The sequence below is a fragment of the Megasphaera sp. UBA4233 genome (assembly GCF_002395615.1).
Taxonomy (GTDB): domain Bacteria; phylum Bacillota; class Negativicutes; order Veillonellales; family Megasphaeraceae; genus Megasphaera; species Megasphaera hexanoica.
In genome coordinates this window covers 115,065-128,301 of record NZ_DGXL01000025.1, presented here as the reverse complement: position 1 = coordinate 128,301, position 13,237 = coordinate 115,065, and the positions used below count along the sequence as shown (strand labels likewise).

Below are 13,237 nucleotides of genomic sequence, written 5' to 3'. Positions count from 1 at the left end.
TTAAAGGGAAATGCCGTAATGTGGCTGACGAAAAGGGCCCATTTCTTAGAGATTATCCCCTTTTAAAATAGGAGAATCTCTCCTATAATAGACATATGTATTCGAAAAGGAGGCTACGTTATGCCATATACACCGATAAACGATGAAATACTGACCAGGCTGAAAGAAATTGCCGGCAGCAAAAATGTTCTTACAGAGACTGACGCCATGCAGCCATACAGCCATGACGAAGTAACCGATCCGGCATACCACCATATGCCGGAAGCCGTCGTATTTGCCGAATCAGCCCAACAGGCCGCGGCCATCGTACAGCTGGCCAACGAGTATCATTTCCCTGTCGTTCCCCGCGGTGCCGGAACAGGGCTGGCCTGCGGAGCTGTTCCCATCTATGGAGGCATCGTATTGTCACTGGAAAAAATGAACCATATCCTGGAAATCAATACAGACAGCCTGTACGCAGTCGTTGAACCGGGTGTGCGCACGTCAGATTTGCAAAAAGCCGCTGAAGAAAAAGGATTATTCTATGCCGGCGACCCCTGCAGCGGCGATTCCTGTTTCATCGGCGGAAACATCGCGACCAATGCCGGTGGCAACCGGGCCGTAAAATACGGGACAACGCGGCATCAGGTCTATTCCATTGAAATCGTAAATCCTACGGGACGGATTGTACAGCTCGGTGCCCGCCTGCAGAAGCAATCGACGGGATATTGTCTGGATCAGCTGGTCATCGGATCAGAAGGAACACTGGGCATCATCACCAAAGCCACATTGAAATTACTCCCCAAACCCCGGTACAAGCTGGACCTTCTCGCCGTGTTCGACGACACAGCAGCGTCCATCGGCGTCGTCAATAAAATCATAAAAGCCGGCATAACGCCGACGTGCGTTGAGTTTATGGACAACATCACCATCAAATCCGTAGAACGCTATCTGAACGAAACGCTCCAAGGCAGCGATACGGGCAATTATCTGATTGTGGAAGTAGAAGGCACGAGTGAAGACGACCTCGATGATAAAGCCATCGTCCTCGACGAACTGTGCACGGCCAGTGGTGCTTCTTCCGTACTGGTCGCCGACCCGGCCCGGATCTGGCAGGCCCGCAAGGCCTTTGCCGAAGCGGTACGTGCCGAAAGCCTTATCGTATGTAAGGAAGACGTCGTCGTCCCTGTCGATCAGGAGCCGCGGCTTCTGGCCCGGATTCTGGAACTGGCCCGGAAATATGGCCTCATCACACGCATCGCCAGTCATGCCGGAGATGGCAATATTCATTTGAACATTTTGAAAAACGAGGACCTCACATACGAACAATGGGAAGAAAAAGTTTCGGAAAATCAGCAGGAGCTGTATCGTTTCATTTATCAGCTGGGTGGCCGTCTGTCTGGTGAACACGGAATTGGCAGCAAACGCAAGGCATTGATGGAAGAATTCACCAATCCCGACGAACTGGCCATGATGCGGGCCGTAAAAAAAGCGCTCGATCCAAACAACATCCTCAATCCCGGTAAAATCTTTGATGTGGAATGAATACCTGAAAGGTGTCTCTTTACTTCCTTTCTATTTGCAGGTATAATAGAATAATCTTCAGGGCAGGGCGCAATCCCCGACCGGCGGTGACAGTCCGCGAACACGCAGTGTACGATTTGGTGAAATTCCAAAACCGACAGTAGAGTCTGGATGAGAGAAGATATGATGATAGTGTATGTGTATTCTTATTGTCATAAAGCCCTGTGCATGCATAGTGCAACAGGGCTTTTAATTATATACAGGAGGTTTCTGATGGATACAAAAGAACAAACATATAATACGATTGAAGAAGCAATCCAGGAATTGCAGTCTGGTCATATCGTCATGGTTGCCGACGATCCCGAACGGGAAGATGAAGCCAACTTCATCTGCGCTGCCCAGTACTGCACCCCGGAAAACGTCAATTTCATGATGAATCATGGCAAGGGACTCATCTGCCTGCCCGTCAGTCAGGAATATGCCCATAAGCTGGGCTTGTTCCCTATGGTAGGCGAAAACACCAACAACAACCATACGGCTTTTACCGTTTCTATCGACTATAAAGATACAGATTCGGGTATCACGGCAGAAGACCGGGCCCGTACTATCCAGAAAGCCGCGACAGATTCTATCTCAGCTGATGATTTTACCCGGCCGGGACATGTATTTCCCCTGACCGGCGTCAAGGGCGGTGTCCTCATGCGCAACGGCCACACGGAAGCCACATTGGACCTGTTGCGCCTGGCCGGGCTGAAGCAAGTCGGCGTATGCTGCGAAATCCTCGATGAACGCGGCGAAATCATGCACTCCAAGGCACTTTGGGAACTGGCCCGCACTCACCACCTGACTTTCGTCTCCATCCACGATCTGCAGAATTACTGCCGTCGTCATGACAAACACGTCGTGCGGGAAGCTACGGCAAAGATGCCTACCAAATACGGCGAATTCAAGATTTACGGTTATATCAATGACCTGACCGGGGAACACCATGTCGCCCTCGTCAAAGGCGAAATCGGCGATGGCAAAAATCTCCTCTGCCGGGTCCATTCGGAATGCCTGACCGGTGATGTCTTCGGTTCCTGCCGCTGCGACTGCGGTGAACAGCTGGCCGCCGCCCTGACGCAGATCAATAAGGAAGGGCGGGGCATCCTCCTGTATATGCGCCAGGAAGGACGCGGCATCGGGCTCATCAATAAGCTCAAAGCCTATGCCCTGCAGGAACAGGGGTATGACACAGTAGAAGCCAACGAAAAACTGGGCTTTGCCCCGGATCTCCGCGAATACTGGATCGGTGCCCAGATACTCCAGGACCTGGGTGCCCGGGAATTACGGCTCCTTACCAATAATCCCCTCAAGATTTACGGTCTCGAAGGGTTTGGCGTGGAAATCGTCGAACGGGTTCCCATTGAAATGCCGGCCCAGAAATTTGATGAATTCTATCTGGAAACTAAGAAAAATAAGATGGGGCATATCTTGACTCATCTGAAATAAGTGATTGTAAAAAAGGCAGTAGCATTACGCGTTTTTGCGTAATGCTACTGCTTTTTTAAGCGGAATCATATGTGTATTACGTAATCTTAAGCTGCGCCGCCTTCATTATCGGCTTCACCGCTGGACCATACTTTCTGTGCATAGATGGCATTGAACAACAGAGCGGCCTGTAACGCCACCTGGGACAAGTTGGCTCCCAGGGTGCCAATCGTGTTGTCCCCCAGTACCATCTGAATCGATAAAATCGTCCAATAAATAAAATTGGCAATATTGACAAAAATCCAGAGAGACCAGTTTTCATTATACTTCAGAATGTAGAGAATCTGAGCTATAAAGCTGACTACGAAGTTAATGGAATCAAAATAAGGCAGCTGGCCGCCTACCTGGGCCAGGACGAACCAGCCGGCCGCCCAGGCAATGAAGGCTGCCATAAATACTTTTTTCCGCGTCCCCGGTTGAAACGAATGAGTCGTTTCCTGATGCCCCCACATATACCATCCTATCGGCTGGGAAATGACATAGACGATATCCATGGCAAAAGACCCATAGGCATGGCTGATCCAGGCAATGTATGTCATGGCAACGCATTGTACAAAGCCAAAGATAAAAGATATTTTACGGCCTTTCATGCCGTATACCAGACAAAGCACTCCGGCTACGCCGGAAATCATGCCGACGATGCTGTCGGGGGCGATGGCATAGACGACGAGCTGCAATAAAATCAGCACGGCCACATAGGTAACTTCAAAGCGCTTCCAGTTGGTAAAGAGCTGGCTATAAAACCAATTATGCTGTGTTGTTTCCATATTATGCTTCTCCTTCCGGATCAGAAAGGATCTGCAGAGCCGTCACGAGCGAGTCCTGTTCTCCCTTTGCCACGAGATCGGCACTATTCACTAAATCATTGACACCTTCTGCCAGGTCTCCCTGATAGAGGACGACATTATTCAGGATCGACAATGTTTCCATATGGCGCAAGCGGCCGATAATCATCAGAATCCCCGATTCCATATCATCGGCGACAATGCCCTTTTCAGACCAGAACGCTTCGGTCTTATCATTGTCATCCATATAAAATCCATCGTGCGAACGGATAATGCCATAACAGGCCTTTGGAGCATATGTATGGGCCAGGGCCAGGAGCCGGAAGGACGGTACGGCCGGATATATTTCCGGCACATACTTGCGGGACAGTCCATCATCGCGGACAGCTCCTTCGGCAATCACTAACTGCCCTAGCGGTATATCATGCTGCATGGCTCCGGCAGAACCGACGCGGATAACCCGTTTAATACCGACATTATGCATTTCTTCCACGGCAATGCCCGCAGACGGTGCTCCGATTCCTGTAGACATAGCTAGTATCTTTTTCCCCTTGTACATGCCAATAATGGATTTGTATTCCCGGTTACAGGCCCAGGGAACGACATGATCCATCAATTTCGCAATCGTATCTACCCGTGCAGGATCTCCCATGATAATGGCAGAATCCGTGTCAATGGCTTTGGTCAGCTGGGTATGGGGCTGAGGAATTTCTTTCGCTTCCATACTGAATCCTTCTTTCCCTTTTGTCTAAATAATCGTAATACGGCCCTGTGGTTTTGCATACGTATCTCCCACGTTTCCTCCCAGAGCTTCTTTGATATAATTGCGGGCAGCATCGACATCGAGATAATCGACATCACCAACCGTTACTTTAGCGGGATCTGTCAAGGCAGAATAGGTATCGCCACCCGATGTCAGATAATCGGGAACGACGATGCAATACGTCGCATCGGGGTTGAAGGATTTGCCACCTACTTTTGTAATGGTCACGCGGCTTCCCGGTTTTGCCGGACTATAATAGGTGGAATGAGGATATACGTCCCCTTTGGCATAAGGTACCCGCGTATCGACGGTGTATTCAATCCCTGCTACCTGCGGGAATGCACCAATAGCTTTCGGGGTCGTACAGGTTGCGGCTTCCAGGATTTCCAATAACGTCGATCCTTTCATCGTCACATATTGGAGGTAGTTGTGATAAGGCATGACGAGCAGCAAATCATTTTCTGTGATTTTTCCCTTGTTGATAGAAGCACGGATACTGCCGCCATTCATGATAGCCCCATCAACACGGACATGCTGTAACACCGTAGCCTGACGTACCTGCCACAGGAAGGCATCGGCCAGAAAATCACCCAGATTCGTTTCTTCAGTCCGGACGCCGGGTGCGCGTGTGCCATCGAGCGTCATCGCCGTTGTGCCGACCACACTGGCCAACTTCTTGGTAATACGGGCCTGTGCCTTATCTACTATAGCTTTTACTTTAGGATCTTCCTTATTATATCGTCCATAAGGATACAGGTCTTCTTTCCATTTCCCATCAACCTGTTGAATGACACCGATATTGGCCAGATGTGCCCCCGTTTCGGCTAACAGTGTGCCGTTTACTGTACGGTCTTTTATGACATGATCATGGCCATCAATAAAAATGTCAATTCCCTGAACGTGATTGAGCACATCGTCCGACCGGTCTCCCGCTGCATCGGGAGCACTTCCCAGATGACCGATGGCAATGACCAGATCACAGTCTGCATCTTTTAATGCATTGACTTCCTTTTGAGCAGCCGTATACATATTATCTTTAGCCAGGAACGTCAGTCCCCGCGTACTTTTCGGGTTGGAAGTCGTCACCGTCGAAGGGGTCGTCAGGCCAAATACGCCAATGTTCAGATTGCCTTTTTTAAGGATGGCATGTGTCTTCGGAGTAAACGGCTTTCCCGTGGCGTCTACGATGATATTCGCTGACATGACGGGGAAATGAGCCTGCTTGATGCGCTGTTGTGTGACATCCGCCCCATAATCGAATTCATGATTGCCCAGGGCCATGGCATCGTATCCGGCGGCATTCATGAATTCAATAGCCGTTTTTCCTTTGCTCAGATTGACCAGATTGTTGTCCTGGATTGCATCCCCTGCATCGAGCAGTAATACTTGTTTTCCCTGGGCTTCAAAATCTTTTCTGAGTGCCGCAACGGTTGCCATACCGTTGACACCATCGGCACGCTGATCGTATCCATGAGTATCGTTAGTATGCATAATGACCAAATGAGAATAATCTGCTGCAAATACTGAACTGACTAAACAGGACAGAACCAGCGCCAGGGCTGCAGTTTTCTTTTTCATGTGTACCCCTCCAATTAAGTTACTCTAATGCTATGCGTTTGTTATATATTTTTATTAGTATTATACACTAACTAACGGAAATATTCAGATTTTTTTCCATATAGCAGTTCCCTTTCCCGTCTAAATCAGCTATGGAACAGGGTAAACGTTTCTTTATTATAGTCAATAAGGCCATCCCGCTTCATTCTGCCCAATTCAGCCGACATGGCAGACCGGTCTACGGATAAAAAATCTGCCAGCTGCTGCCGGTTAAATTCGATGGAAAACGTATCCTTGCCTCTTTTTCTCGCTTCGTGTGATAAATAGGCCATCAGTTTCTGCCTTGTCGAACGCTGTGACATGTATCGTATTTTTTCAGTCAGTACAAGATTTTTTCCAGCCAATACTGCCAGCAGATTGGCCGCCAATGTTTTCTGACTTTCCGTCAGCGTCGTATGGCCACCCAGGATGTAGCGGAGATTGATGAACAGCACTTCACTTTTTTCTACCGCCATGACATCGACGGCAGAACGGGCATCGGGAAGACTGGCAAAAGCTTCTGCAAACATGCCTCCTGCAGGGATATATGCCAGTATATTACGATTTCCCCAGTAATCCTCTTGTATAATATGGACACTACCATGTAGAACAATGCCCAATGCATGCACTTCATCACCGGCATAAAAGATAAAATTTCCCTTATCGTATGAACGTACACGGCTTCCCATATCTTTAAGGAGTACATCGATTTCCTTTTCGTTAATTCCCAGAAATAAGGGCAATTTTTTTAATACAGTCACATTTTGATTCATTTCGCACCTCATTGTTAGAATAACAACAGATTTTTCTTTCTTATTGTACTATACTAATGATATAAACAAAAGCACTCTGAATAAAAGTATATCATAAAACCCTGTGTATTAAGGAGGAAATTCAAATGAAACGTAAAATCATTCACATCAATCAGGATAAATGTAACGGCTGCGGCTCCTGTGCCCGGGCCTGCCATGAAGGAGCGATTGCCATGATAAGCGGCAAAGCCACGCTGCTGCGGGACGACTACTGTGATGGCCTGGGTGACTGTCTTCCCCATTGCCCGACCGATGCCATTACCTTTGAAGAACGTGAAGCGGCTCCCTATGATGCCCAGGCGGTAGCGGAACACCAAAAAGCACATTATACCGGAACGGGCTGCCCCGGAAGCCGCATGCAGACACTGCATCAGGAGCAGCCTGTCTGTCCCGGCCAGAAGAGCCAGGTACTTACAGGCCAGGATTCTGGATGCGCATCATCCCAGCCGTCCCTGTCCCGGTTGCGCCAATGGCCGGTACAAATCAAACTGGTACCAGCCCATGCACCATATTTTAACGGTGCCCGGCTCCTCATCGCCGCCGATTGCACCGCCTATGCTTATGGCCGTTTTCATGAAGACTTCATCAAAAACCGTATCACCCTTATCGGCTGCCCCAAACTGGATGACATCGACTATTCAGAAAAGTTGACGGAAATCATCCGCAGCAATGACATAAAAGAAGTAACTATCGTCCGCATGGAAGTTCCCTGCTGCGGTGGACTGGAAATGGCAGCCAAAAAAGCCTTGCAGCAGAGTGGCAAGTTCATTCCCTGGCAGGTGGTTACCATCTCCCTTGACGGAAACATATTAGATAAATAAATCAGCTCTATAAAAAGAAACGGGCGTGCGAAAGCAAAACTGCTTTGCACGCCCGTTTCTTTTTCACTGCACATTGACATTCCATTCTTCCTTCAAAGTAGAAAGACACATGAATGTCTGAGATGAAGCTACCGTCGGAATTTCATTGAGCTCTTCCATGAGGAAATGTTCCAGATCGTCCGGTGTCTTGACCAATACCTTCAGCAGGTAGTCAAAAGCACCGACCACATGATGGCATTCCAATACCTGGTTAAATTCGACAACTTTCTGGCGGAATTCTTCCACATCACCGGAACGTTCCAGGTTGACCATAATAAAGGCCGTGACGTTATAGCCCGTCTTGCGGCGGCTGATTTTAGCCCCATAGCCTTCAATAATACCATTGTGTTCCATTTTACGGATTCGTTCTGAAACAGCCGGTATAGACAGGCCGACTATTTTGCTGATTTCCGTAGCTGAAGCCTTGCCATTCTTCTTAAGAATTGTCAGGATTTTTTCGTCAATATGATCCATTCAGGTTACATCCCCCTTACGTTAGTTAATGCAAGATTAAAAGATTTCTGCATACATATATTATCTTACATTATAAAGGAAATGTAAATATATAATTTAAAATTTATTGAATGTCTTTATAATCAATCGTATAACGAGAAAATCCACAGAATACAGGATTTACTTCACCAGATGAAAGTCCTCGTTAAGATCAGAAAAATGGTCCTTAAACCCTTCCGTCATGTATACAGTGCCGTCTTCCGCCGTTATTTCGCCTTCTACACCATCCAGATTTTTAAGGAATTCCATCCCTTTTTCAGGTCCAAGGACAAAGATAATGGTCGTAAACATGTCACTGAGCATACCGGCATGATCAACCTTTCCATCAATGACGACAGAATCACTCATAACGCCGGAACGGGCTGGCCGGCCGGTCCGCGGATCAAAAATATGATGGTAGCGGATGCCATCCTGGATGAAGTACCGTTCATAATCCCCGGAAGTGCCTAAGGCCTGATTCTCAATAGAAACGATGCCCAGATACGTATCGGGAGAATCATTGCGGGGATGGCGGATACCAATTTTCCATGGCTTATCCTTGCCCGTCCTGCCGACGGCATACATAGAACTGGCCCCCATGTTGATGAGCCCGCTCTGAATGTGGTGGGCTTCATAAATCTTGCGAACTTCATCGACGGCAAAACCCTTGGCGATACCGCCCAGATCGAGGCACATCCCTTCTTTCGCCAGCATGACGCTGTGAGTTCCCGGTTCGAGCAGGATATCCTTATAATTTACGTGAGTCAGGGCCGATGCAATTTCTTCATCGGACGGAACATGCTGGTCATCATTTCCGATATCCCACAATTTTGTGATGATACCGACACTGATGTCCCATGCCCCCTGGGTCTTTTCCGAATATTCTTTGGCAATGGCAATCATTTCATAGACTGACGGGTCTACCTGGACATAGGATTGACCGGCCGCTGCATTGATGCGGCTTATATCACTATCCGGATTTTGGGCACTGGCCAGACTATCGAGCTGATGTACCCGTTCGAGCCCTTCTTCTACGGCTTCTTTTGCTTCTTTTCCTTCTGCCCGCAGCTGAATCGTTGTATCCATGGCAATGGTGCTCTTATTATAAGACTGCTCCGGATGCAGTGAACACCCGGAGCAGCTCATAACGATCAAAAGCGCAGCCATGCTGAGATAACGGGCATAGCGTTTCAGATCCATATATTAACCTACGTTTTCTTTCGTTTCTTCTTTCTTATAGACGCCTTTAATCATTTCACCGATAGCACCAGTCGGGCACTTGGTCAGGCAGGTAGCATTGTCACAATGGTGGCAGACATCCTGATTGACAACGGCGAGGTGATCGATAATCTTGATGGCTTCTTCATCTTTATGCGAGCAGTTGCGCATGCAGGAACCGCAGCCCAGGCAGAGGGCTTTACAGTTCTTCATAGCCGGTGCACCAAAATCTTTGGAGCTGCAGCTTACGCTTACTTTTGCACTGATAGGAAGCAGTTCTATTACATGGTTCGGGCAGACACTGGCGCATTTGCCGCAGCCAGTGCAGATGTCTTTATTGACCTGGGGCAGACCATTTTCGCCCATGGTCATAGCGCCGAACGGACAGCTGCGTACGCAGTTGCCAAATCCAAGGCAGCCGAATTTACAGAACTTGGGACCCTGCTGGACCAGCTTGGCAGCAGCACAGTCATGTACGCCCTTGTATTCAAAAGCAAGTTTGGCAATGCCATTGCCGCCACGGCATTTGACGTGGGCATATTTCGGTTCCGTTGCTTCAGCGACTTTCCCTGTCAGTTTAGCTACGACAGCAGCAACAGCTGCTTTGCCAGGTACGCAGAGATTGGGCGGAACATCCGGATCGAGAACGACAGCTTCAGCATATTTTGCACAACCGGCAAAACCACAAGCACCACACTGACCTTGCGGCAGTGCTTCTTTAACTTCGCCGATGAGCGGATTTTCTTCCATGGCAAACTTCTTATCTGCCGAGGCCAGGACAAAGCCAAATACGAGGCCAATGCAGGTCAGAATGACGACAGCCATGATCGCGGTTAACGTATAATCCATGATCTAGTACATCTCCTTTTCTCCGTTATATCATACCGGAAAAGCCGAGGAATGCCAGGGACAGCATACCAGCTACAACGAAGGCAATCGGTGTACCCTTGAGCGGTTCCGGTACATCTGCATAGTCCAGTTTTTCACGGCAGCTGGCCATGAGGATCAGAGCCAGAGCAAAGCCAAGGCCGGCACCAACGGCGAATACGATGTTTTCAACGAAGTTGTAATTGTTGGTAACACTGATAACAGGAACGGACAGAACGATACAGTTCGTTGCAATCAGCATAAGGTAAATCCCCCACATGTTATACAGCGTCGGAGATTCTTTCTTGATGACAATTTCCAATAGTTGCACGAAACTGGCAATCAGAATTACGAACGAAATCGTACGCAGGAATTCCAGATGAAGTGGAACGAGAACCTGCGTGTAAAGCAGCCAGGCCAGGATTGTACTGAGGGTAATGACGGACGTTACGGCAAAGCCCATCCCGACGGATGCATTTAAGTTCTTGGAAACGCCGAAGAAGATACACAGGCCCAGGAACTTGGTCAATACGAAGTTGTTAATCAGAACAGCTCCGATAAACAGCGTAAAATATGCGCCCATTATCCTTCAACCCCTTTCAATTGTCTCTGTCTTTCAACATGCTTATTCCAGATTTTGAAACCGGCCATGATGAAACCGATGAGCATGAAAGCTCCTGGCGGCAGGGCCATGATCAGGGCAGGCTGATAAGCATCGCCAAAGACCGGCATGCCAAAGAAGGTGCCATTGCCAAGGATTTCACGGATAAAGGAAATAAGGAACATAGCAATCGTAAAGCCGATGCCCATGCCCATACCATCGAGGAACGAAACGACGACGCCGTTTTTGGAAGCAACCGATTCTGCACGTGCCAGGATGATAGCAAATACGACAACCAGGTCGAGGTATACGCCCAGAGCTTTATACAGGTCCGGAGCATAGGCCTGCAGGAACAACTGTACGCACGTTACGATGGTAGCAATACAGGTGATGTATACAGGGATACGGACTTTTTTGTTAATCAATTTGTGGATAATCGAAACTACCGTGTTGTTGGCGGTAATAACGAACCATACTGTACAACCCATAGTCAGACCATTGACGACACTGGTTGTAACGGCGAGGCCCGGGCACAGGCTCAAGGCCAGGACGAAGTACGGGTTTTCTTCAATAATGCCTCTAGTAAATACTTTCCAAAGATTCATTATCATTTACCCCCTAACTGCGCTGCTTTTTCAACAGCCTCTTTTACGCCTTTTGTAAAGGCCCGGGAAGAAATGGTGGCACCCGTCATAGCCTGAATTTTATCCTTTTCAGAGGCATTTTTGGTAACTTCCAGATTTTCTGCTTTTTTGCCTTTGAACTGGTCTTTAAACGGGGATTTAGCACCTCTGTCGCCGAGGCCCGGAGTTTCATTGGCTTCGAGAACCGTATAATCGATGACTTTGCCATCCATGGAAACGGCGGTCAGCATTTTGATCGGTCCGCCATATCCTTTCGGAGCCGTCGGAATGATATACGCTACTTTCTGTCCGCCCTTCTGAGCGATGAACGTATCCGTTTCACCAGGAACAGGAACGAACTGGTCAGCATCGACCAGGGCTTTCATGGAATCCTGTTTCATCTGTTCTGCTTTCGCTGCAGCCGTCGGGCCGGTAATGAAGAATACGAGACCGATGATACAGCCGGAAACGAGGCACGTGCAAACCAGATTCATAGCGATTTTGAAGATACCGCTCTTATTATTGTCTGCCATTTTATTTAGCCCCCTTTGCCTTTACTTCACCGAAGACGGTCGGTTTGACGAGACGGTCAATCAGCGGAGTCAGTGTGTTCATGAGCAGGATGGAATAGCAAACGCCTTCCGGATACCCGCCGAGTACACGGATCAGTACGGTAATAAGGCCTGCACCGAGTGCAAAAATAATCTGGCCTTTCAGTGTAATCGGAGCCGTGACCATATCTGTTGCCATGAAGAAAGCACCAATAATGAGGCCGCCGGCCATCATTTCAAATACAGCAGCATTGGGGCTGTAAATAATAGCAGTAAGAACGCCGACAGTTGCAATCATGACAACCGGAACCTGCCATTTGATGTAACCTTTCCAGATCAGATAGAGACCGCCGAGAATCAACAGGACCGTGCAGGTTTCACCAGCGGAACCGCTGCGCATGCCAAAGAACATCTGCTGATAAATGGTACCCCAGTCGGTGGCATTGAATGCATTGAACAATGCATCCTGACCGCCATGCTTGAAGGCATTCAGCGGAGTAGGTCCGGCAACGGCACTGACAGCAGCACTGCCGTCCATGTTAGTCCATGTCGTCATGGCAATCGGCCAGGAAACCATCAGGCCGGCACGGCCGACGTGAGCAGGGTTAAAGAGGTTATAACCAAGGCCGCCCATAGACTGTTTACATACGACGATGGCCAGGAAGGAACCGACGATGCTCATCCACCAGGGAAGGCTCGGCGGGCAGCACATCGCCAGCAGAAGGCCGGTGATGACGGCACTGCCATCGGTGATAGTGACTTTCTTGTGCAGTGCTTTTTCCCATAAAAATTCAAAAATAACTGCAGACACAACTGCAACGACCATGTTAAGAAGTGCATTGGCACCGAAATAGTAAACGCCGAACGCAGCAGCCGGTACGAGAGCAGCTACAACATTCCACATAATCTTAGGAATGCTTTCGTTACAGCGAACATGCGGTGAAGATGATACAGTAAGATTTAATTCCTGCATGTCTTTAGCATCCTTTCCTATAGTTTGTCCTTTCGCTTCTGGACTCATGATATCCCTTCTTCC

Annotated in this window: 14 protein-coding genes and 1 riboswitch; of the genes, 3 read left to right on the top strand and 11 right to left on the bottom strand. The window is 48.5% G+C overall.

What is annotated here, in order from left to right:
* Positions 1–120: 120 nt before the first annotated feature.
* Positions 121–1,524: an FAD-binding oxidoreductase gene (locus B2U90_RS08825; protein ID WP_059076705.1), complete on the top strand. Its 1,404-nt coding sequence runs from the start codon at positions 121–123 to the stop codon at positions 1,522–1,524.
* Positions 1,525–1,573: 49 nt separating this feature from the next.
* Positions 1,574–1,690: riboswitch (FMN riboswitch) on the top strand.
* 86 nt (positions 1,691–1,776) lie between these two features.
* Complete coding sequence (locus B2U90_RS08820; RefSeq protein WP_059076704.1) at positions 1,777–2,994, top strand: bifunctional 3,4-dihydroxy-2-butanone-4-phosphate synthase/GTP cyclohydrolase II; 1,218 nt, start codon at positions 1,777–1,779, stop codon at positions 2,992–2,994.
* 86 nt (positions 2,995–3,080) lie between these two features.
* On the opposite strand, the gene pnuC is transcribed toward B2U90_RS08820, so the two are convergent.
* The 4 genes from pnuC to B2U90_RS08800 all read right to left on the bottom strand — a co-directional run bounded on the left by pnuC (position 3,081) and on the right by B2U90_RS08800 (position 6,950).
* On the bottom strand, positions 3,081–3,800 hold the full coding sequence (pnuC, locus tag B2U90_RS08815; RefSeq protein ID WP_113855424.1) for a nicotinamide riboside transporter PnuC: 720 nt from the start codon (positions 3,798–3,800) through the stop codon (positions 3,081–3,083).
* A 1-nt stretch (position 3,801) separates the two neighbouring features.
* On the bottom strand, positions 3,802–4,542 hold the full coding sequence (locus B2U90_RS08810; protein ID WP_059076702.1) for a nucleoside phosphorylase: 741 nt from the start codon (positions 4,540–4,542) through the stop codon (positions 3,802–3,804).
* A 24-nt stretch (positions 4,543–4,566) separates the two neighbouring features.
* A complete protein-coding gene (locus tag B2U90_RS08805; RefSeq protein WP_292017605.1) occupies positions 4,567–6,159 on the bottom strand; it encodes a bifunctional metallophosphatase/5'-nucleotidase in 1,593 nt (530 codons plus the stop codon).
* A gap of 125 nt (positions 6,160–6,284) precedes the next feature.
* A complete protein-coding gene (locus B2U90_RS08800; RefSeq protein WP_170087273.1) occupies positions 6,285–6,950 on the bottom strand; it encodes a Crp/Fnr family transcriptional regulator in 666 nt (221 codons plus the stop codon).
* A 125-nt stretch (positions 6,951–7,075) separates the two neighbouring features.
* Between B2U90_RS08800 and B2U90_RS08795 the strand changes: the two genes are divergently transcribed.
* The gene (locus B2U90_RS08795) at positions 7,076–7,810 is read left to right on the top strand and encodes an ATP-binding protein (protein WP_292017604.1); all 735 of its coding nucleotides are present in this window, start codon (positions 7,076–7,078) and stop codon (positions 7,808–7,810) included.
* Between the two features lie 63 nt (positions 7,811–7,873).
* On the opposite strand, the gene B2U90_RS08790 is transcribed toward B2U90_RS08795, so the two are convergent.
* The 7 genes from B2U90_RS08790 to B2U90_RS08760 all read right to left on the bottom strand — a co-directional run bounded on the left by B2U90_RS08790 (position 7,874) and on the right by B2U90_RS08760 (position 13,222).
* Positions 7,874–8,323 (bottom strand): Lrp/AsnC family transcriptional regulator, encoded by a 450-nt coding sequence (locus B2U90_RS08790; RefSeq protein ID WP_059076698.1) that lies wholly within the window; start codon positions 8,321–8,323, stop codon positions 7,874–7,876.
* Positions 8,324–8,482: 159 nt separating this feature from the next.
* Positions 8,483–9,427, bottom strand: coding sequence for an FAD:protein FMN transferase (locus B2U90_RS08785; RefSeq protein WP_083501486.1), 945 nt, complete (start codon positions 9,425–9,427; stop codon positions 8,483–8,485).
* 117 nt (positions 9,428–9,544) lie between these two features.
* On the bottom strand, positions 9,545–10,408 hold the full coding sequence (gene rnfB / locus B2U90_RS08780; protein WP_059076696.1) for an RnfABCDGE type electron transport complex subunit B: 864 nt from the start codon (positions 10,406–10,408) through the stop codon (positions 9,545–9,547).
* A 25-nt stretch (positions 10,409–10,433) separates the two neighbouring features.
* Positions 10,434–11,009, bottom strand: coding sequence for an electron transport complex protein RnfA (locus B2U90_RS08775; protein WP_059076695.1), 576 nt, complete (start codon positions 11,007–11,009; stop codon positions 10,434–10,436).
* Entirely contained in the window at positions 11,009–11,632 is a 624-nt protein-coding gene (gene rsxE, locus B2U90_RS08770; RefSeq protein ID WP_059076694.1) for an electron transport complex subunit RsxE, read from the bottom strand. The genes B2U90_RS08775 and rsxE overlap by 1 nt, the downstream gene beginning before the upstream one ends.
* Positions 11,633–11,634: 2 nt before the next feature.
* Complete coding sequence (locus B2U90_RS08765; protein WP_059076693.1) at positions 11,635–12,183, bottom strand: RnfABCDGE type electron transport complex subunit G; 549 nt, start codon at positions 12,181–12,183, stop codon at positions 11,635–11,637.
* A 1-nt stretch (position 12,184) separates the two neighbouring features.
* Positions 12,185–13,222 (bottom strand): RnfABCDGE type electron transport complex subunit D, encoded by a 1,038-nt coding sequence (locus B2U90_RS08760; protein ID WP_113855419.1) that lies wholly within the window; start codon positions 13,220–13,222, stop codon positions 12,185–12,187.
* Positions 13,223–13,237 lie beyond the last annotated feature (15 nt).